The 20700-nt window shown below is 60.8% G+C and carries 18 protein-coding genes and 1 pseudogene; 5 read left to right on the top strand and 14 right to left on the bottom strand.

Annotation, left to right across the window (positions count from 1 at the left end; all coding sequences use genetic code 11):
• Nucleotide 1: 1 nt before the first annotated feature.
• The 5 genes from BLU71_RS25625 to BLU71_RS25605 all read right to left on the bottom strand — a co-directional run bounded on the left by BLU71_RS25625 (nt 2) and on the right by BLU71_RS25605 (nt 5071).
• Complete coding sequence (locus tag BLU71_RS25625; RefSeq protein WP_083354174.1) at nt 2-1000, bottom strand: ABC transporter ATP-binding protein; 999 nt, start codon at nt 998-1000, stop codon at nt 2-4.
• Nucleotides 997-1686, bottom strand: a complete 690-nt coding sequence (locus BLU71_RS25620) for an ABC transporter permease (RefSeq protein ID WP_083354173.1) — start codon at nt 1684-1686, stop codon at nt 997-999. The genes BLU71_RS25625 and BLU71_RS25620 overlap by 4 nt, the downstream gene beginning before the upstream one ends.
• 323 nt (nt 1687-2009) lie before the next feature.
• Nucleotides 2010-3005 (bottom strand): GlxA family transcriptional regulator, encoded by a 996-nt coding sequence (locus BLU71_RS25615; RefSeq protein WP_041477900.1) that lies wholly within the window; start codon nt 3003-3005, stop codon nt 2010-2012.
• 160 nt (nt 3006-3165) lie between these two features.
• Entirely contained in the window at nt 3166-4140 is a 975-nt protein-coding gene (locus tag BLU71_RS25610) for an alpha/beta hydrolase (protein WP_083354172.1), read from the bottom strand.
• A gap of 37 nt (nt 4141-4177) precedes the next feature.
• A complete protein-coding gene (locus BLU71_RS25605) occupies nt 4178-5071 on the bottom strand; it encodes an amidohydrolase family protein (RefSeq protein ID WP_083354171.1) in 894 nt (297 codons plus the stop codon).
• Between the two features lie 399 nt (nt 5072-5470).
• On the opposite strand from BLU71_RS25605, the gene BLU71_RS25600 reads away from it, so the two are divergent.
• The 3 genes and pseudogenes from BLU71_RS25600 (at nt 5471) to BLU71_RS28245 (ending at nt 8125) form a co-directional block, all read left to right on the top strand.
• Nucleotides 5471-6058: a GNAT family N-acetyltransferase gene (locus tag BLU71_RS25600; RefSeq protein WP_083354170.1), complete on the top strand. Its 588-nt coding sequence runs from the start codon at nt 5471-5473 to the stop codon at nt 6056-6058.
• A 282-nt stretch (nt 6059-6340) separates the two neighbouring features.
• Nucleotides 6341-7219 (top strand): annotated as a pseudogene (locus tag BLU71_RS28250) (methyl-accepting chemotaxis protein); the annotation flags it as partial.
• A 42-nt stretch (nt 7220-7261) separates the two neighbouring features.
• Nucleotides 7262-8125: a methyl-accepting chemotaxis protein gene (locus tag BLU71_RS28245; protein ID WP_370593494.1), complete on the top strand. Its 864-nt coding sequence runs from the start codon at nt 7262-7264 to the stop codon at nt 8123-8125.
• A 280-nt stretch (nt 8126-8405) separates the two neighbouring features.
• On the opposite strand, the gene BLU71_RS25590 is transcribed toward BLU71_RS28245, so the two are convergent.
• The 5 genes from BLU71_RS25590 to BLU71_RS25570 form a co-directional block, all read right to left on the bottom strand.
• Entirely contained in the window at nt 8406-8825 is a 420-nt protein-coding gene (locus tag BLU71_RS25590) for a type II toxin-antitoxin system VapC family toxin (RefSeq protein ID WP_064364523.1), read from the bottom strand.
• Nucleotides 8822-9067, bottom strand: coding sequence for a FitA-like ribbon-helix-helix domain-containing protein (locus BLU71_RS25585; RefSeq protein WP_065615713.1), 246 nt, complete (start codon nt 9065-9067; stop codon nt 8822-8824). The genes BLU71_RS25590 and BLU71_RS25585 overlap by 4 nt, the downstream gene beginning before the upstream one ends.
• Before the next feature lie 195 nt (nt 9068-9262).
• Nucleotides 9263-10813, bottom strand: a complete 1551-nt coding sequence (locus BLU71_RS25580) for an FGGY-family carbohydrate kinase (RefSeq protein ID WP_083354168.1) — start codon at nt 10811-10813, stop codon at nt 9263-9265.
• Nucleotides 10810-12405 carry a glycerol-3-phosphate dehydrogenase/oxidase gene (locus tag BLU71_RS25575; protein WP_083354167.1) on the bottom strand — a complete coding sequence of 532 codons (1596 nt, stop codon included), beginning with the start codon at nt 12403-12405 and terminating at the stop codon, nt 10810-10812. The genes BLU71_RS25580 and BLU71_RS25575 overlap by 4 nt, the downstream gene beginning before the upstream one ends.
• Entirely contained in the window at nt 12402-14006 is a 1605-nt protein-coding gene (locus BLU71_RS25570; protein ID WP_083354166.1) for an FAD-binding oxidoreductase, read from the bottom strand. Before BLU71_RS25570 ends, BLU71_RS25575 begins: the two co-directional genes overlap by 4 nt.
• Before the next feature lie 188 nt (nt 14007-14194).
• Between BLU71_RS25570 and BLU71_RS25565 the strand changes: the two genes are divergently transcribed.
• A complete protein-coding gene (locus BLU71_RS25565; protein ID WP_083354165.1) occupies nt 14195-15211 on the top strand; it encodes an AraC family transcriptional regulator in 1017 nt (338 codons plus the stop codon).
• A gap of 479 nt (nt 15212-15690) precedes the next feature.
• Nucleotides 15691-16056, top strand: coding sequence for a DUF6124 family protein (locus BLU71_RS25560; protein WP_042608821.1), 366 nt, complete (start codon nt 15691-15693; stop codon nt 16054-16056).
• A 252-nt stretch (nt 16057-16308) separates the two neighbouring features.
• Here the strand turns inward: BLU71_RS25560 and BLU71_RS25555 are convergent, their stop codons facing one another.
• The 4 genes from BLU71_RS25555 to BLU71_RS25540 form a co-directional block, all read right to left on the bottom strand.
• Nucleotides 16309-16677 carry a glyoxalase superfamily protein gene (locus tag BLU71_RS25555; RefSeq protein WP_083354164.1) on the bottom strand — a complete coding sequence of 123 codons (369 nt, stop codon included), beginning with the start codon at nt 16675-16677 and terminating at the stop codon, nt 16309-16311.
• A 197-nt stretch (nt 16678-16874) separates the two neighbouring features.
• Complete coding sequence (locus BLU71_RS25550; protein ID WP_083354163.1) at nt 16875-18332, bottom strand: N-acyl-D-amino-acid deacylase family protein; 1458 nt, start codon at nt 18330-18332, stop codon at nt 16875-16877.
• Nucleotide 18333: 1 nt separating this feature from the next.
• Nucleotides 18334-19194 carry a MurR/RpiR family transcriptional regulator gene (locus BLU71_RS25545; protein ID WP_042608818.1) on the bottom strand — a complete coding sequence of 287 codons (861 nt, stop codon included), beginning with the start codon at nt 19192-19194 and terminating at the stop codon, nt 18334-18336.
• A 16-nt stretch (nt 19195-19210) separates the two neighbouring features.
• Nucleotides 19211-20560: a GntP family permease gene (locus tag BLU71_RS25540; RefSeq protein ID WP_083354162.1), complete on the bottom strand. Its 1350-nt coding sequence runs from the start codon at nt 20558-20560 to the stop codon at nt 19211-19213.
• Nucleotides 20561-20700: the final 140 nt, after the last annotated feature.

The raw sequence follows: 20700 nt of genomic DNA, 5'->3' as shown, positions 1-20700 counted from the left end.
GTCAGTGCACCGCCGGAGTGATGTTTTCGACCAGTCGCGCGAGGATGTCGGCCTGGTGCACATAGCCGACAAAGCGTCCGTCGCTGTCGTTGCAAAGCGCCCAGTCCTGGCCGCGACCGAGCAGTTGCGAGAGCACCTGGCGCAGGTCATCACCCGGTTTGACGACCAGGTGCGAGTGCGCCGCGATGCCGCTGTTGCTGCCGACGATCTGCATGTGTTCGCGCGGCGCGATCTTGCTGACGACGTCCGCCGCGCGCAGCAGGCGCAAGCGTTTCATGATCCGATCGCCGCCCATGAAGTTCGCCACGAAGTCGCTGTTGGGCCGCGCCAGCAAATCATCCGAGCTGCCAAATTGCTGGATTTTGCCGTTGTGGAACAGGGCGACGCAGTCGGCCATCTTCACCGCTTCGTCGATGTCGTGACTGACGAACAACACGGTCTTGTTGACGAGGCGCTGGATGCGCATGAATTCGTCCTGGATTACTTCGCGGTTGATCGGGTCGATGGCGCCGAAGGGCTCGTCCATCAGCATCACCGGCGGATCCGCAGCCAGCGCCCGCGCTACGCCGATGCGCTGCTGTTGCCCACCGGACAGCTCACAGGGATAGCGCTTGAGAAACTTCGCCGGATCCAGCGCGACCACTTCCAGCAACTCGGCGGCGCGTTTACGGCTTTTGCTCTTGTCCCAGCCCAACAGATTGGGCACGACGCAGATATTTTCCTCGACGGTCATATTCGGGAACAGGCCGACTTGCTGGATCACATAGCCGATGGAGCGTTTGAGGGTGACGCTGTCCATTTCGGAGGTGTCGCGACCATTGATTCTGATGGTGCCGGACGTCGGCGTGATCAGTCGGTTGATCATTTTCAGCGTCGTGGTTTTGCCGCAACCCGAGGGCCCGAGCAGTACGCAGATCTGTCCCTCTTCGACATTGAATGAGACATCTTCTACCGCCGTGACAGCGCCGAATTGCTTGTTCAGGTTTTCGATCTGGATCACGTCGTCGCTTCCTTCATTCGGCCGGTGGCCAGTTTGTTCTTGTTCAAGCCGTTGGGCGTCAGCAGGCGCTGCAAGCCGTACAGCGCATAATCGGCGGCGATGGCGATGACGCTGATGACGATCGCACCGGCCAGAAGCTGTCGAGTATCCGATTGCGCGATGCCGCGAATGATCAGGCTGCCGAGGCCGCCGGCGCCAATGTAAGCGGCGATGGCTGCGATCCCGATGTTGATGACGGTGGCCATCCTCACGCCGGCCATGATCAGCGGCACCGCAATCGGCAGCTCAACCTTGCGCAGTCGTTGCCCGGTCGACATACCCATGCCGATGGCGGCTTCACGCAAGGCGGGGTCGATGTTGGCGATCGCCGTGGTGGTGTTGCGGATGATCGGCAACTGGGAGTAGAGAAACAGCGCAATGACCGCCGGCAACACGCCGATGCCGTAGCCGATCTGCGAGAGCGCCGGAATCATCAGCCCGAACAGCGCGGCGGAGGGAATGGTCATCAGAACCGCGGCGAAGGCCAGGACCCAACGGCGTGTTCTGGGGTGCTGGGAGATGAAGATCCCCACGGGCACGCCGGTCAGAATTGCCAGCCCCACCGCTACCGCCACGATGAACAGGTGCTGGCCGAGTAGCAGACCGATCAGCCCAGCGTTTTCCAGAATGAAACTCAAGGTTTCCATGAGGGTTGTGCCTTCTGTACGTCATTGTTGTTTTTATCGGTCGCGCATCTGGAGTGAACGCCGTGTCTGGGCGAAACAGTACCGCGCCCGAACAAGCACTCTGAGCTTGGAGTTCGACGATTTCTATCAAAAAATCGACGTGACGCGACCAGCTTGCATGAAGTGCAGCGCTTTGCAGTGATGGCAGATAGCTGTAGGCGCGGTCGTCAAACGAAAAGGCTCGCCGGAGTTCTTCGCTTGGCAGGCCGAGTCATTAGCTAGCTATGGGATTTTGCGGAGTGCGTGGTCCGGAGGATTTATGGAGGATGTTCCGTGTAAAGGAATCAGGAGTGAGCATCATCAAATTTCCGCCGCTCCTCTCCGGGCGTACAGCCCCAGACACGACGGTAAGCAGCACCCAGGTGGGATGCCGAAACGAACCCGCAGCTGTAGGCAATCGACGCAATGGGCTGGGTACTTTCACGCAGCAACCGCCGTGCTTCGTTCAATCGCAGCTCCAGATAGAACTTCTTCGGCGTCATGCCAAAGTGCTGATGCCACAGACGTTCGAGTTGCCGATGGGAGAGATTGCAGCGGTCGGCGATTTCTTCGATGCCGACGATGTTCTCCAGATTGTTTTCCATGAACGCGATGGCGGCGGTCAGCCGACGATCGTGGATGCCGAACCGCCACTGGATCGACATTCGCTGATGCTCTTCCGGCGCACGTATCCGGGCGTGCAGAAATTGCTCGGCGATACTCGCCGCGAGCTGGTTACCGAAATCGAGCGCGATCTGCGCCAGCATCAGGTCAATCGCCGCCGTACCTCCGGCGCAGGTCCAGCGGTTGTCATGGTTAACGTAGAGCTCCCGGGTGACTTCGATCGTCGGGAATTCTTCGGAGAACTGACCGATGGATTCCCAGTGCAAGGTACAGCGCTTGCCCTCCAGTAAACCGGCACGGGCGAGGATGAAAGTGCCGGTGCTCAGCGCTCCTACGGTGATCCCGCGCGAGGCCGCACGCTGGAGGAAACGCAGGATTTTCGGTGGTTTCTGATGCTCGATGTCCAGGCTCGCCAGAACGAACACGCGATCCAGTTCCGGCGCCTGATCAACCGGCACGGTGTGGATTTCGATGCCGCTGCTGGAGCTGACCGGGCCGCCTGATTCAGTCAGCAGGGTCCACTCATAAAGCGTTTTGCCGGACAGCCGATTGGCCGCACGCAGCGGCTCACTGGCACCCGCCAGCGCCATCATGGAGAACTGCGGGAGAATGAGCAGCCCGATTCGCTTGGTCGTACAGTTATTCACAGACGTCGCTGAATCGATGGGGGCTGTCATCGCCAGATCCTTTCATGGGGCCAGCCGTTCGAGCGAACGGCTTTCGACCCGCATGTTAGGGGCTGGGCACGCATTCAGCCAGACAGGACAAGCCCCGCGAGGCTGGGGAATCGCTGCGAGACCTCGATACCCGAGGTCTCGCAGGAGAATGGCGAGCGGATCAGGCCCGCGCGCGGATGGCTTCGTCGATGCTCTGGATCATCGATTTGAACACCGGGTGGTCGGCCTGATTCTGCTGACCATGCTGCATTTTCGAAATGATCAACGCGTGCGGGCCGGCATCGCCCGGATAGTTTTGATGCAGACGCACGGACTCCGACGGCATGTGCAACGTGTTGTCAGCGCCGTGAATGATCAGCGCGGGCGGGAAGCCTTTTGCGCCTTCGATGGATTGCTCCGGGTCATATTGCACGTAGGACTTGTAGGATTTCGCCGTCACGTAGGTGCAGCCCGGCCAACGATCAGCGCCGCCTGCTTCGGTGTAGCCGCCCAGTTGCTGGTCGACGTAGGCCTGAGTTTCAGGATCCAGTGGGTAGTAACCCAGCCGGGTCTCATCGGTGCCGGTGTCGAACGGCGGGATCGGCGCGTCATCGGCGAGTTGCGCGATGGCCGCATCCGCTGCCGCCGGATCTGCGCGCAAGGCCTGCAATTTGCGGATGTTGGTGTAGCTCATCGGCACCCAGAAGCGGATCTGTTCGGCGCCGGCCGCGGCGAGTTCAGCCACCGCTCCAAGGCTTGCCACCGAGCCCATCGCCCACGATGCGACTACCGGCATCTCACCGAAATTTTCCCGCGCCCACGCAACGGCCCCCAACACTTCATCTTTCTGGTCTTCGAGAATGACGTTGGTGATGACTTTATCGCCGGACTCGATGGTGTTACGGATGTGCTTGTTGGAAAAGAAGCCTGCGACGTCGTACGTCATGACCCGATAACCAAGGGCCGCCAGGGCGCGACCGAACAACTGGCCATACATCGTGACTCCGCCGGTGAAGCCGGAGTTGAAAATTACCGGTGGCAGTTTTTGCGACGCAGCATCGCGTTGTTCCGGCTGAAATACCGTGCCTTTGAGGCTGAGTGTTTCATCGCCGTAGTTGACGCTGAAGTTGATGTCTCTTGTTGTAATGTTCGTCATTTCTGAGTGATCTCGAAGTGAGAGGTGTGGGCGTAGATCAACTTGCCAACTGGCCAGACGCTCCTCGCAGAAGTTGGCCAACAGGAATTTCGGTTACTTGGGAAACATGCAGGGCAACGGCATCAACAAAGTTGAACGCCTTGGTCGGATTGAACAGCGCGGAAAACTTCACTCCGTCGTTGTTCGTTCCGACATGCGGGGCATCGGTTGCTTCCAGCAGGATCTTGTCTGCGCCGACTGCGCGGACGATTTGCGTCACGAAACGAGCGGTTACTTCGGGTTGGCTGTTGGTGCGATAGCCGGGCCCCTTGAAGCACACGTTGCCGCGTACGCTGGCTTCGGCAAGCAGCGCGATCCAGGCAGGCTCGGTGATGCCGCGCTCGGGGTGGCAAGTGCCAAGGTGATCGATGATGACCCGCACATCGCGAGGGATTTGGCGCAGTACGCGCAAATTCGTCTCGGCTTCTTTCGCGTAAATGTGCAGATGCTGCTGCGGTTGCAGGCGTTGATAAAACGCCAGCCATTGCTCATCGCTGAACTGGGTGGGAGAAACGCTTTCCGGCCGTGCATCGTGCAACACGATGCGGGCGCCAATCACCTGTGGGTGCGAGAGCCGTTCTTTGGTGGCGTAAGCCGGATATGCCTTGATCGTGCCCACTAACCTAACGCCGCCGTAGCGCTGAGGGTCGACTGCCTGAAGATTCTTGAGTTCGTCAAACGAGGCAAATACGTTTTCCGAGTCCGGCAGAATACTGAGATGGACGTTATTGATCAGCGTCGGAGCAATACCGGCAGCCATCAGGTTATCCAGATAAGCCGTCAGGGAGTGCGGCTCAGGTAATGCATAGGGCAGCGCAGTGGGCACTCGGCGCAGGTCTTGCGAAGTAAAAAAATGAACGTGACTGTCTGTTCTTTCAATCAACGGCAGCATGATTTTTGTTTCCTGCATTTGTGCGAAAACAATAATCGCCGCCAGTCTTTCGTCGCTCCCGCCAACTCGACGTGTAGTATCAAAATTTCGCCATGCGCGAATTTGTGAGCAAAGATGTTCTGAAAATCATCGCTTGGTTTTGCAGGCATTGAAGCCGTTAGCGGTTTATGGGTAGCGGCCCGTCAGAAAGTATGGCGAAAAATTGATGCGCCTGTTTCGACATGAATTTTTCTTCACTGCGCCCAGCCGGGACAGCCTGTAAAGTCCACTCGCTCATTCAAGAAACTACGGTTCGCCCGCGCTCCTAGCGGGCTTTTTTTCGTCTGCCATCCAGCACACCTTGCCGCTCCCCAGCATATGCGCGACTCTGCCTGCAGATCCCTCGCCAAGGAGCGCTCGATGCCGCTGTTATCCCTGCCCTGCCCGCGCCTGACGCTGGCGATCCTCTCCCCCGATCAGGCCGAGCTCGAAAGCGCTTTCTACCTACGCAACCAGCGGCACCTGGCGCGCTGGTCGCCCATCCGCACCACCGATTACTTCTCCACCGCCAACATCCACCGTCGCCTCGAGATCCAGGCCAGTGCCTTCGAGGCCGGATTGGCGATGCATTTCGCTCTGCTGTCGGCGGACGGTCAGCAGATGATCGGGGCGTGTAATTTCAGCGGGATTATTCGGGGTGCGTTTCAGGCGTGTTATTTGGGTTATCACATCGATGAGGCGCATCAGGGGCAGGGTTTGATGCAGGAGGGGCTGGAGGCGGGGATTGGTTATATGTTCGATGTGCAGAATCTGCATCGGATCATGGCCAATTACATTCCGGGCAATGAGCGCAGTGCGCGTTTGCTTGAGCGTTTGGGTTTTGAGCGTGAGGGGTATGCGAAGGCGTATCTGAACATCGCCGGGCGTTGGCAGGATCATGTGCTGACGGCGCTGGTCAATCCGGGGTTCGAGGCGCCGGATCAGCGCTGGTCGCGGCGCCTGGGTTGAGTTGCACGAAATCTGTCAGACAAAAATCCTTTCAGCTCTCGGGTTTGCGGCCGATACAGACCTGCTAACACCCCTGCTGGCTCAAAAGAACAACAATCTTCCAGCTTAACTGACGACCAAGAAACCCAACGTTTCTGGAGGATTTGCATGAATAGCTGGTTCGGTAACATCAGCGTGAACATGAAACTCGGCCTGGGCTTCGGCCTGGTGCTGGCCCTGACCTGCATTCTGGCGCTGACCGGCTGGACCAGCCTTGGTGGCCTGATCGACCGCAGCAACTGGATGAGCGACATCACCCAGCTCAACGCTGGCCTGACCAAACTGCGCGTGGTGCGCCTGCAATACATGCTGACCAATGGCGACGAAACCGCCGCGCAGAATGTGCAGACCACTCTGGAAAGTTTCGCCGCGCAGCAGCAGGCGCTGATCAGCAAATTCAAGAGCCCGGAGAACGTCGCGCTGCTCAAGCAGCAGGCGGCGACCATCGCTGAATACCAGACCTCGCTGAACAAAATGCGCAACGCCTATCGCACCGGCAACAGCGCCCGCGACACCATGAGCGTCAACGCTCAGACCGCGTACAACCTGATCGAATCGATCAGCCAGCGCGTGCAGCAGATGGAGTTGAGCGATCAGCGTTTCGAGCAGTTCCAGGCTGTTACTGCGGCGAAGGAAGCGTTCATCCTCGCGCGTTATGAAGTGCGTGGTTACACCGCAACCAGCAATGCCGAGACCGAGCAGAAAGCCGTCGGCCAGATCGACGCAGCCATCGCCAGCCTAAAGCCGCTGAATACGCAATTTGCCGCGACTCAGCAGGATGCCCTGCGCCAATTGGAAACCGCGCTGACCAGCTATCGCAGCGCGTTGATGGCGTACAAGAACGCCAACACCGATGCCGTGCAGGCGCGCAAGGAAATGACCGATCAGGGCACCACCATCGTCGCCCTGAGCGAGCAGCTGTATCAGATTCAGCTTGATCGCCGTGACGCCGAAAGCGCCCAGGCGCGCACCTTCCAGTTGATCAGCACCTTGCTGGCGCTGTTGGTTGGCGTGATTGCGGCGGTGATCATCACCCGTCAGATCACCCGTCCGTTGCAGGAAACCCTGGCCGTGGTCGAGCGCATCGCCAGCGGCGACCTGACCCAGAACGTCACCGTCACCCGTCGCGATGAGCTCGGCGTGTTGCAGCAAGGCATCGCGCGCATGGGCGTGACCCTGCGTGATTTGATCAGCGGCATCCGCGACGGCGTCACCCAGATTGCCAGCGCCGCTGAAGAGTTGTCGGCTGTAACCGAGCAGACCAGCGCCGGTGTGAACAGCCAGAAAGTCGAGACCGATCAGGTCGCCACCGCGATGCACGAAATGACTGCCACCGTGCAGGAAGTTGCGCGCAATGCCGAGGAAGCGTCGCAAGCCGCTGCTGCTGCGGATGGCGAAGCCCGTGAAGGCGACAAGGTGGTGAATGAGGCCATCGCACAGATCGAGCGTCTGGCCAGCGAAGTGGTGCGTTCCACCGAAGCGATGAGCGTGTTGCAGCAGGAAAGCGACAAGATCGGCAGCGTCATGGACGTGATCAAGGCTGTCGCCGAACAGACCAACCTGCTCGCGCTCAACGCCGCGATCGAAGCCGCGCGTGCCGGTGAAGCCGGGCGCGGTTTTGCCGTGGTCGCCGACGAGGTGCGTGGTCTGGCTCAGCGCACACAGAAATCCACCGAGGAAATCGAAGGTCTGGTCGCCGGTCTGCAGAACGGCACCCAGCAAGTCTCGGCAGTGATGAACAACAGCCGCGCGCTGACCGACAGCAGCGTCGCCCTGACGCGCAAGGCCGGCGCCTCCCTGGAAAACATCACCCGCACGGTGTCGAACATCCAGTCGATGAACCAGCAGATCGCCGCCGCTGCCGAACAGCAAAGCGCCGTAGCCGAAGAGATCAGCCGCAGCATCATCAACGTCCGCGACGTGTCCGAACAGACCGCAGCGGCGAGTGATGAGACGGCAGCGTCGAGTGTTGAACTGGCGCGGTTAGGTGGTCAGTTGCAGCAGATGGTCAGCCACTTCCGCGTTTGATTTTGGTTTTGCGCTGTAGCTGAAACCGAATCGCGAGCAGGCTCACTCCTACAGGTCCCAGGTCGAACACAAAATCTGTGAACATCTCGGATACCGTGTAGGAGTGAGCCTGCTCGCGATGGCGGTGGATCAATCAAATCAACAGTGCCTGACACTCCACCTTCGCGAGCAGGCTCACTCCCACATTTGGATTTGCGTGACTCACCGGATTTTGAACACCACGAAAATCCCTGTGGGAGCGAGCTTGCTCGCGAAACGGTTTAAATGACAGAGCAGATTTTCAGACCTGCCACGGATTGATCACTTCAATCCCGGAAAACTCGAAATCCCGAACATTGCGCGTACCAATCGCAGCTCCGCGGTCTCGGCAGATCGCTGCGATTTGCGCATCGGCCATTGCAATCCCTCGCCCCTTCGCCTCTGCATCGGCGACCAGCGTCGCGTACTCGACGGCCGCGTGCGCATCGAATGGCAAAATCCGCCCGGCAAAATCCTCTTCGAACATTGCCAACGCGTGGGCCTGGAGTTTTTGTTTGCGCTTGCCGGAAGGTAATCGAGCGATGCCGTGCAGTATCTCCGCCACAGTGATCGCGCTGATGGCCAGGTCCATGGCCGGTTGCGCATCCACCCAGGCCAGCACTTGAGCCTCGGGTTCGATGCGCATGAATTCGGATAGAACGTTGGTATCGAGCACTATCATTCAGAGAAGTCCACACCGACCGGTTTCTCTGCACGCGCAGGCAGCTCGAGGTCGACTCCGCCCTCGGCGCTGAAACGCTGGTGAATCCGACTGCCGAGCCCTCCGGCACGATCAATCTTGGTGAGCGCTCGGCCCAGAATCAGCCGAGCTTCTTCTTCCATGGAATGTCCATTGTGTGCAGCGGTAATGCGCAGCTGCTCCTTGAGCGTCTCGTCAAGGTTTCGAATAGTGATGCTAGCCATGTCGTCCTCCTGCAATCAATGAAATCATTGATTGCAGGCTAGCATATTCAGGTCTGATTGAAGTGAGGCCCGCCGAACGGCAGTGCCATCTCAAATACACCGGGATGCCCTTGTAGGAGTGAGCCTGCTCGCGATAGCGGTGGGTCAGTAACAGGTAGGCTGACTGACACTCCGCTATCGCGAGCAGGCTCACTCCTACACGGGATATCCGGTTATTTTGCGGATGCTCTGATAAAGCGGTTTAAGCTGCCGATACATCCGCAAATACACTTCTCTGTACAACTGCTCATAAACCTTCTGCGCCTCAGGCTGCGGCGTGAACACCGCCCCCACCCGAGTCATCGCGGCAATGGCCGATGGGAAATCCTTGTGCAATCCCAACCCCACCGCACAACAAATCGCCGCCCCCAACCCGGACGCTTCATACACATGCGGGCGCTCTGCCGGCAGGCCGAAGATGTTGGCGGTCAGTTGCATGGCGGCGTCACTTTGCGAGCCGCCGCCGGCGACGCGCAGGCGTTTGATCGAGACCTTTGAGCGTCGCTCGATATTCTCCATGCCTTGGCGCAGCGCGTAGGCCAGTCCTTCGAGAATCGCGCGGTAAATATGCGCGCGGGTGTGCACGTCGCCGAAGCCGATCATCGCGCCTTTGGCCTCCACCCCCGGTTCGCGAATCCCCGGTGACCAGTAGGGTTGCAGCATCAGGCCCATCGAGCCCGGCGGCACTTCATCGACCAGGGCGTCGAACAGTTGCTCCGGTTCGATCCCTTGCGCTTTCGCCTGTTGCATCTCGCGCAGGCCGAACTGGTTCTTGAACCAGCTGACCATCCAGTAGCCGCGATAGATCATCACTTCGCAGTTGTACTGATCGGGCACGGCCGAGGGGTACGGCGGGATCAGCGGGACAATTTCCAGGTAGCGTGAGCGGGTGCTGGTGATGGTCGCGGTGGTGCCGTAGGACAGGCACACGGTGTTCGCATCGACCACGCCGGAGCCGATCACTTCGCAGGCCTTGTCCGCGCCAGCGGCAATCAGCGGTAGGCCTTCGGGAATGCCCGTGTGGCGAGCGGCTTCGGCGGTGATGTAGCCGAGGGTTTCGCCGGGTTTGTGCAGGGTCGGCAACTGCTGCGGGCGCACCGCCAGTGCCTGCCATTTCCAGTCACGCGGGGCCGCCCATTTCAGCCGTTTGAAGTCGAAGGGCAGATAGCCGACGCAGCAGCCCACGGAATCGACGAAGCGCCCGCACAAGCGATGGGTAAGAAAGCCAGAAAGCAGTAAATATTTGTCAGTCGCCGCCCACACCTCGGGTTGATGCCGGGCGATCCAGTTGGCCTCGGCCTGGGCGCGGAAATAATCCACCGTCGCTTGGGCGCCGACCAGTTTGAACAGCCAGCCCCACGGCCCTTTGATGCCGCCCTCGACCTCAGCCTGACGTTGATCGAGCCAGACAATTGCCGGGCGCAGCGGTTTGCCCTCGGCGTCGACATTGATCACGGTGCCGCGCTGAGTAGTCAGGGACACCCCGGCAATCTGCGCACGGTCGATGCCGGTCTGCTGCCAGAGTTGCTGACAGGCTTCGCCGAGTTTCGTCCAGTAGTACTCCGGGTCCTGCTCGGCCCAACCGGGTTGCGTCGAGTAGTACGCCTGCAGATCGACTTTGCCTTTGCCGAGCAGATTGCCCTGCAGATCGAAGAGCAACGCACGCACGCTCTGGGTGCCGTTGTCGATCGCTAATAGGTATTTCATGGCGTGATCTCCGGCAAGCCATGATCGCGCAGCCACAGCAAGCGGTAGCGCTGGATTTCCGTTTGCCAGCGCTCATCGTTCCAAGCCAATCGTGGCTGGCACAGCGTGCGGATCGCAGGCAAATAATCCTCGCCACCGCGCGGCAGCAACAGGCCCAAACGGGTGCGGCGCAGCAACAGATCATCCAGATGCACGACCATTTCCGCCTCGCAGGCAAACGCCAGTTCTGCCCACAACTTGTCGGTGGCGCCAACCGTTTCCAGACCGAGTTCGCCAAGCAATTGCGCCAGCCTCGGCAGGTCTCGACCGTGACGCCCGGCCAAGCGTCGCCATTGATTGCCGCTCAGTCCCGCAATCGTCAGCGGCGGCACAGCGGCGAACACCGGCGCACCGTCGTCGACAAAAGAACGCCCAAGCATCGCCGCACAAGCCTTGAGCACTTCGATCGCTTGCGGTCGAAATGTGGTCAGTTTGCCACCGGCCAATGTCACGCAACCGGGCTCCTGCCACAGCACATGTTCGCGGGTTTCGTTCGATGGTTTGTCTTGATGCGCACCCGCCGCGCTGCCCACTACTGGACGCACGCCTGACCAGGTCGACAGCACGTCGTCGACGCCTACTTCGGCGCCGGGAAATTGCTGCTGGCACGCGGCGAGCAGGTAGTCGAGTTCTTCGCTGGAAATACGCGCGCTCTGGTCGAGATCGTCGCGGTGATCGAGATCCGTGGTGCCGACCACCGTCGCGCCTTCCCAGGGAAAGACAAACACCGGGCGCCGGTCGCGCTCATGCAGAAAGGTGAACGCCTGCGCCACCGGCAAGCGCCAGCCCGGCAGTAACAGATGACTACCGCGCAACGGTCGCAATTGCTTCACAGCTTCAGCGGGACGCAAGCGCTCAGCCCATGCACCCGTGGCCACGGCCAGCACAGCGGAGCGCAGTTGCAGCGTCGTGCTGCCCTCGCAATCCTCAACCTGAACCCCGCACACCCGCCCGTCTTCACGCAGCAGTTGCGTGACCCGCACACCATTGAGCACCACCGCGCCGTCATCCCGAGCCTCGCGCAGTACGCGCATCACCAGCCGCGCGTCATCGGTCAGTGCATCGACAAAACAGCTGCCGCCGAGCAAACCGTTTTCCTTCACCCCCGGCGCGAGAAAACGCAGTTGCAGCGCGTCATGAAAAGCATGGTTGCGCCGCCCCGCCAGCGCGTCGTAAACCGAGAGCAAGCCGCCCATGACGCGCGGCCCGGGAAAGCCGCCGCGATAGTGCGGCATCATGAAACTCATCGGCTCGACCAACCCCGGCGCTTCGTCAAGCAAGCGCTGGCGCTCGCGCACGGAATCGCGGGTCAGGCGCCACTGGCCCTTGGCGATGTAACGCAAACCGCCGTGGACCATTTTCGACGATCGGCTGGAGGTGCCCCAGGCAAAATCCCGCTGCTCCAGCAGCAGACAGCGCCAGCCTCGGCGCGCGGCTTCGCGGACGATCCCGGCGCCGCTGATGCCGCCGCCGATGACGATCAGGTCCCAGGTTTGATCCGCCAGCGTCGGCAGCATCTGCTCGCGCCATTGCGCGTTCCAGTTCGCATTCATGGCTTTGACTCTGGCAACAGCGTGCCGGGATTGAGGCGCCCTTCCGGGTCGAAATGTTCGCTCAGCGCCTGCAAGGTTTGCATCGCCAGCGGGCCTTTTTCCCGTAGCAGATAGGGCGCGTGATCCTTGCCGACGCCGTGCTGATGACTGATGGTGCCGTGGTGGTCGACGATGGTCTGGCTGGCCGCGTGTTTGAGCATCCGCCAGCGCGCCAGCGTTGCGGCATAGTCCGCCGCCGGGCGAAACACATAGGTGGTGTAGATGCTTGAGCCTTCGCCATAAACGTGGGACAGGTGAGTGAACACATGCACGCGTTCGCCCTCGGCGGCCAAGGCGTCGCGCAGGCTGTTTTCGATGAGGGCGAGCAAGTGGTCGACGTTGCTCCAGTCGGTGGCGGTTTCAAGGGTATCGACCACGTAACCGGCGTTCCACAGGTTCTCGCGCAGGTAAGGAAAACGAAAGCGGTTCTGCGCCCACTTCTTGCCCAGCAGCGTGCCGGTGAAGACGCCGCCGAAGGATTTCAGATGCGCGCGCGCCTGTTTCAGCGACAGTGCGTTTTGCTGGCGATTGCCGGTGACGCCGAAAGTCAGCAGGCATTTGCCGTCGCCGGCGCCGCGCAGCTTGAGGTACTTCTCCAGCCAGGCGATCTGTTGCGGATGGCCGGCCAGCGCCAGTTGCGTTTCGGTTTCCACAGCGTTCGACAGGCGCAGCATCGACAGCGGCACGCGCGCCTGCGCCAGTTGCCGGATCGCTTGCAGCGCCTGCGGCCAGTCGGGCAGAAACACGCCATAGAAACGTTCGTCCGCCGGCAACGCACTGACCCGCACCTTGACCTCGGAAATGATCCCAAAACGGCCTTCGCACCCGAGCACCATTTCCCGCAGATCGGGACCTGCCGCCGACGCCGGGAACGTCGGAATCTGCAAAGGACCGGCGAACGTTTCCAGGGTGCCGCCGGCAAACAATTGCTCGATCCGCCCGTAGCGCAACGACTGCTGACCACTGGAACGACTGGCCACCCAACCGCCCAGCGTCGACAGCTCCCACGACTGCGGAAAATGCCCCAGCGTGTAGCCGCGCGCGCGCAATTGGCTTTCCACCTGCGGCCCGCTGGCGCCGGGGCCGAATGTCGCCAGCAGGCTCTGTTCGTCGAGGTCGGTCAGGCGATTCATCCGCGCCAGCGACACCGTCAGTACCGGGCGCGCGGATGTCGGCGGATTGATGTGTCCGGCCACTGACGTGCCGCCGCCATAGGGAATCAGGCACAGATCCTGATCATGGGCGAGGGCCAGCAATTGGCGGATCTGCTCGGCGGTTTCCGGAAAGGCCACGGCATCGGGATAAGTGCCCAGCGCACCTTCACGCAACGCCAGCCAGTCCGGCAGGCTCTGGCCGCGCGCGTGCAGCAGGCGATCGTGAGTGTCGACGCTGTACAAGCGATGCGGCACCAAGCGCGAGGTCGGCACTTGCGCCAACGCCGCTGCCAACGTCGCATCGGGCAGCGCCCGGCCAGCGCCCAAGCGTTCGTGGAGAAACGTCGCGCCTTGGGCCGGCAGTTCGACCACCGTGCCTGCCTCTCCCCAGCCGTTCCAGCGTCGCATGCGTGTTTCCTTTTTTTGCCGTCGGATCAAGCTTGCATACTAGTCAGCGCTGGGGATCTGTCACGGTCGCATCCGGCCAGATCCTGTAGCGAATGGCGCCAAACGTCCGGGCATTTACTTTCGCCGGGCAATCCACTTACCTTGCGGCATTCATTCGCTCACGCGCCGTCGATCAAAGGACCGCGACCATGCCATCGCTCGGCTTCACTTCCGTTCCGCCGCTGCTCAAATACCTGCGCCATGCCGAACAGTTGGGCATGGCCATCGAGCCTGCGTTGGCGGCGGCCGGGTTGCAGGCGCAGCAGTTGAGCGACAACACCTTGCGCCTGCCGGGTGAGATTCACGAGCGCTTGCTGGACTATTTCTGCGAGCACTCGGGCGATGGCTTGTTCGGGCTGCACGCGGCAAATTTCGTCCTGCCCAATTCATGGAGCGTGCTCGGTTACATCACCATGAATTGCGCGACGCTGGGCGATGCGATGAGCCGGATCATGCCATTCGAAAAACTCGTCGGCGACATGGGCGTCAGCCGCGCCGAGGTGCAGGGCGAGCACGTGCATCTGATCTGGACCTGCCGCTACGAGCGGCCACGGATTCGTCGGCATCTGGTGGAAAACGTGCTCGGTTCGTGGCTGCACTACGCGCGCTGGATCGCCGACACGCAGCTGTCGCCGGCCTGCGTGTGGCTGGAGCATGCGCGGCCGGATGAGGTGACGCTGGCCGAGTACGAGGCGTTTTTCGGTTGCCCGGTGCGGTTCGATCAGGCGTATTCGGCGCTGGTGGTGCCGCTGGCGTATTTGCAGCTGCCGCTGCGTCAGGCCGATGCGCAATTGCTGCGAACCCTGGAAGAACACGCGATGGGTTTGCTGGCGACGCTGGAAGAGGCGTCGCTGGCGCAGCAGGTGAAAAACATCCTGCGCGGTTTGCTCAAGGAGGGCTTGCCGCGCAAGGAGCAAGTGGCGGAGCAGCTCAGCGTGTCGGTGCGCACGTTGCAGCGGCAATTGCAGCAGGCCGGGACGTCGTATCAGCAGATTCTCGATGAGCTGCGTCAGGAGTTGGCGGAGCACTATTTGCTTAATAGCACGTTGCCGATTCAGGACATTGCGCAGTATCTGGGCTTTACCGAACCGCGCTCGTTTCATCGCACGTTCAAGAGCTGGCGCGGGATGCCGCCGGGGGAGTTTCGGCTGCGGAATCGGCGGTGAATGTGCGGTACCTATCGCGAGCAGGCTCACTCCTACAGGGATTTGTGGCGTATGCGAAATCTGCGTTCACCGAAGATCAACTGTAGGAGTGAGCCTGCTCGCGATGAGGCCAGCCGCTACACCGCTTAAACAAGCTTTGCCGCAGCTGTTTAAATCAACCCGGTATTCCGCGAAACCACCCACAATTCCTTGCGCCGCTGCCTACGCCTGCGCCAGAATCCGCCGGCTTGTGCCTCCGGAGGCCTGCCGGTAACTTGATTCGGTCACTGATTTCTCAGTGATCGAGCTTAGCGGCTCGGACAGCATTCCGGTTGTACAAGTCCAATCCGGTCAGGCTCACGCCTGCACTCGATGGTGGCTGTGCGCATGGCATCTTCGGATGCACCGGGTTGAATGCTTACCGGTCCGCTAACTTGCGCACAGCTGCCTCCCTTTGCTTAGCGGCGAAACGGATGCAGCTTCATAAGAGGCAAGCATTCATGTTCAAAGTAACCCCAAACCCGCCACCCACCGACCCGGCATCGCCCTACGAATCCCCCGAGTCCAAGAAATTCCACGAAGCCGCCGACCGCGCCCTCGATCATTACCTCGGCCCATCCAGCGCTGAATTCATGGCCCCGCCCTACAAATCCAACACGCTGTACATGGCCAATCCCGACGCCGACAACGAATCGCTGCTGGCCGATGCCTGCGAAACCCTGGGGTCGGCGACGGTGATGCTCAACGATCAGGCGGGGCTGGTGAACGGAGCGCAACGCAAGACGTTGCAGGGCATTGCGCAGATTGTGATGGTCGCGGAGATGGCAGTGAATCGGGTGCTGGATCGGTTGGTGCCGACTGATTGAGGGTTTTTGGGGGATTTGGTGTGGACTGGTTTTAGTGGGGTGTCAGGGGTTGCCCTCACCCCAGCCCTCTCCCAGAGGGAGAGGGGGCCGACCGTGCGATGCTCACGAAATACGCCGACCAGAAATGATCGCTGTGAATCCATATTCGACACGGTCGTTCAGGTCGACGTTTGAAGCACGGGCAACTCGGTCGGTCCCCTCTCCCTCCGGGAGAGGGCTAGGGTGAGGGGCTTTTGATCTCAGGCATGCAGATCAAAGACTGATCGCATTGGTAAACACCAACCGATTACCAAACGGATCAGCGATGGTCATGTCCTGACTGCCCCACGGCATCGCCTGAATCTGCGGATGGGAAAACCTATAGTCCTTGGCCATCAGCTGCTGCTGAAACACCTCCAGCTCATCGGTTTCGATACGCAGCGCGGAACCCGGGCAGGCATCGCCGTGATGCTCGGACAAATGCAGCACACACTCACCGCGCGACACCTGCAGATACAGCGGGAAATTCGCTTCGAAGCGATGCTGCCAGTCGATCTTGAAACCGAGAAAATCGACGTAAAACTCTACAGCCTTGGCCTCATCGAAGATCCGCAGGATCGGGGTGGTTTTGCCGAAGCTCATGGGGTGCTCCCTGACTGATTGGCCCCACAGTGTAGACGGGGAGGATGTCAGCAAATCGGCCTGTTGATGGCTTTCTTTAATTGCACAGTGCCACTATGAGACACAGATCAAAAGATCGCAGCCTACGGCAGCTCCTGCATTGGAATGCGATCTCCGTAGGAGCTGCCGAAGGCTGCGATCTTTTGGCGTCATTCGACTCAACGAAACCCTTCTCGCAAATCACCTTCGCGAGCCAGAAACCGCCCTGCCCTGCTCCCATTTGCCCGGCCGTCGCGATAGCTCAACACGCCGTTGACCCAAACCCCGTCAATCCCCTGCGCCGCGCGCTGCGGATCGTTGAAATCGGCCACATCGCGCACGGTTTGCGGATCGAACAACACCAGATCCGCCCAATGTCCTTCACGAATCTCGCCCCTTTCCTGCAAGCCAAAACGCGCCGCCGACAAACCGGTCATTTTGTGCACGGCGGTGTGCAGCGGAAACAGGCCGACATCGCGACTGAAATGGCCGAGCACCCGTGGGAAAGCGCCCCACAGGCGCGGATGCGGGAACGGGTCTTCCGGCAGTCCGTCAGATCCGACCATCGACAGCGGATGGGCGAGGATTCTTCGTACATCCGCCTCATCCATGCCGTAGTACACCGCGCCGGCCGGTTGCAGACGTTTCGCGGTTTCTTCCAGCGACAGTTTCCATTCGCCAGCAATGTCGATCAGGTCGCGCCCGCTGACTTCCGGGTGCGGTGTCGACCAGGTGATGGTGATGCGATGGGCGTCGGTGACTTGCTTCAAATCCAAAGTCGAAGAACTCGCGGCATAGGGATAGCAATCGCAGCCGACCGGATGGGTTTTCGCTGCACCTTCCAAGGCTGCGAGCAATTGCGGACTGCGCCCCCAGTTACCGACGCCGGCGCATTTGAGGTGGGAAATGATCACCGGTGATTGCGCGTGTCGGCCGATTTGAAATGCTTCGTCCATCGCCTCCAACACCGGGGCGAATTCGCTGCGCAAATGGGTGGTGTACACCGCACCGAACGCCGTCAGTTCTTCGGTCAGTTGCATGACTTCATCGGTGGACGCGTTGAAGGCGCTGGCGTAGGCCAGGCCTGTGGATAAACCCAACGCGCCGGCCTCGAGGCTGTCGCGCAACTGCTCGCGCATCGCAGTGATTTCAGCGGGCGTCGCGGTGCGCAACAAGTCGTCGAGGTGATTGCTGCGCAGCGCTGTGTGGCCGACCAGGGCGGCGACATTCAGCGTGGGGTTGGCCGCTTCGACGGCGGCGCGATAGTCGCTGAAACGTGGATAAACAAACGCTGCGGCAGTGCCGAGCAGGTTCATCGGGTCCGGGGGATTGCCCTTCAAACTCACTGGCGAAGCGCTGATCCCGCAGTTGCCAACGATCACCGTGGTCACGCCTTGGCTGAGCTTGGGCAGCATTTCAGGTTGGCGGATGACCACGGTGTCGTCGTGGGTGTGCACGTCGATGAAACCCGGCGCCAGCACCCGGCCGGCGGCGTCGATTGCTTCGGTGGCGCGGGCGTCAGGCAGATCGCCGATACGCTCGATGCGACCATTGAGAATCGCCACGTCTGCGCGGTAGCCCGGCGTGTTGCTGCCGTCGATAACCAACGCGTTGCGGATCAGGGTGTCGTACTGCATGTCAGTCTCCCAGCGGCAGGTGATCGTCGCCGCCACGGTATTCGTCGAGGGCGAGTTTGATTCGCCGCAGACGTTCTTGATTGTCTTCAGGGCTGGCCAACGCCAGCTCGGTGGCGAGCACGTCGATGGCCAGCAGCATGCCGTAGCGCGCCGCCGTGGGTTTGTAGATGAACGAGGTTTCCGCGCCTTGCAGGGGCAAGACGACGTCGGCCAATTCCGCCAGCGGTGAATCGCCGCGAGTGATGGCGAGGATGCGCGCGCCGTAGTTGCGCGCTAGTTCGACCGTTTCCAAAAGCTCCGGGGTAATGCCGGTCAGCGAGCAGACGATCAGCACTTGCTCGGCGTTCAAACTGGCGGCGGTGACGCGCATCATCACCGCGTCGTGACACACGGCGATCGGGTAACCGAGGCGCACCAGGCGCACCTGCAACTCATCGCTGCACAGGGTCGAGCAACCGCCCATGCCGAACGCGTGAATCATCCGCGCCTGGCTGAGCAATTTCACCGCATCGGCAAAACGCGATTCGTCGAAACCGGCCAGATGCTGACGCAGGGTGGTTTCGATATCGCCGACGATTTGCCCGTAGAACGCCGACTGCTCAGGCGTGCCCGCCGGGTCGAGAAAGCGGCTGCCCACGCCGCTGGCCTGGGCCAGTTGCAGGCGCAGGTCACGCAGGTCGCGGCAGCCAACCGTGCGCGCAAAACGCGACAGCGTAGCGGTGCTGACTTCGGCGCGTTGCGCGAGGTCTTCGAGGCTGGCGCTCGCGGCAAAGCCGACATCGTCGAGCATCAGCCGAGCGATGCGGCCCTCGCCGGCGCTGAAGGAATCCTGGCGGGCGCGGATCTGGTAGAGGATGTCCATGGGCGGCAGGCTCCGGTTACAGCAGGTAGGAAAGGCCGACGGTCAGACCGAAAGCGACCAGCGAGATCAATGTCTCGAGCACGGTCCAGGTCTTGAACGTCTGCGCAACCGTCATGTTGAAGTATTCCTTGATCAACCAGAAGCCGCCGTCGTTGACGTGGGAAAAGATAACCGAGCCGGCGCCGGTCGCCAGTACCAAAAGCTCAGGGTGGGGATAACCCAGACCAATGGCCACCGGCGCGACAACACCTGATGCGGTGGTCATCGCCACGGTTGCAGAACCGGTGGCAACGCGCATCAGCGCGGCAAACAGCCAGCCCATGATCAGCGGCGACAGATGAAATTCATGAGCGAGGCCGACGATCTGATCGGTGACGCCGGCATCCACCAGAATCCGGTTCAAGCCGCCGCCAGCGCCGACCAGCAAGGTGATGCTGGCGGTGGGTGCGAGGCATTCGTTGGTGAATTTGAGGATCGATTCGCGGTTGAAGCCTTGGGCGATGCCCAGCGTCCAAAAGCTCAGCAAGGTCGCCAGCAACAGCGCGATCACCGAGTTGCCGATGAACAACAGGAACTGGTTGAACGCGCTGCCGGGTATGGAAATCAGGTTGGCCCAGCCGCCGATCAGCATCAGCACCACCGGCAGCAGAATGGTCGCCATGGTGATGCCGAAACCCGGCAGTTTGTCGCGCGGTTCGCGCTCGAGGAATTGCTTTTCCAGGGGATTGTCCGCCGGCAATTGAATGCGCGGCACGATGAATTTCGCGTACAGCGGGCCGGCGATGATCGCGGTCGGAATGCCGATCGCGATGGCGTACAGCAAGGTTTGCCCGACAGAGGCCTGGTACGCCTGCACCGCGAGCATCGCCGCCGGGTGCGGTGGCACCAGCGCATGCACCACCGAGAGCCCGGCAACCATCGGCAGACCGACCATCAGAATCGACACGCCAACGCGGCGGGCCACGGTGAAGGCGATCGGCACCAGCAGGACGAAACCGACTTCGAAGAACAGCGGCAAGCCGACCAGAAACGCGATGCAGACCATCGCCCAATGCGCGTTCTTCTCACCGAATCGCTCGATCAGCGTCCGCGCCATCTGCTCCGCGCCACCGGACTCGGCCATCATCTTGCCGAGCATCGTCCCCAACGCCACCACCAGCGCAATATGCCCCAGCGTCTTGCCGACGCCGGCCTCATACGCACCGACCACAGCCGACGGCGGCATCCCGGCCACCAGCGCCAGGCCCAGGGACATCAGAGTGATGACAATGAACGGATTGAGCCGGTAACGGGCGATCAACACGATCAGCGCAATGATGGCCACGGCGGCATACACCAGCAGCCAATAGCCGAAGGAAGGCGTCATGCGGTACTCCTCGAGAGGGTCACGTTCGAATGGGTTGTGAAACTCATAAATCATTTCGAGATAGAGATTTCAAACCGCATGAAAATAATTTTCGTGGAGAGACAAGGTGTGTCGCAGGTGAGTATGTGCTGTCGTGATTA

This window comes from Pseudomonas moraviensis (genome assembly GCF_900105805.1).
GTDB lineage: Bacteria > Pseudomonadota > Gammaproteobacteria > Pseudomonadales > Pseudomonadaceae > Aquipseudomonas > Aquipseudomonas moraviensis_A.
The sequence above is the reverse complement of the archived record's forward strand: the minus strand, read 5'-3'. Positions and strand labels throughout refer to the sequence as shown.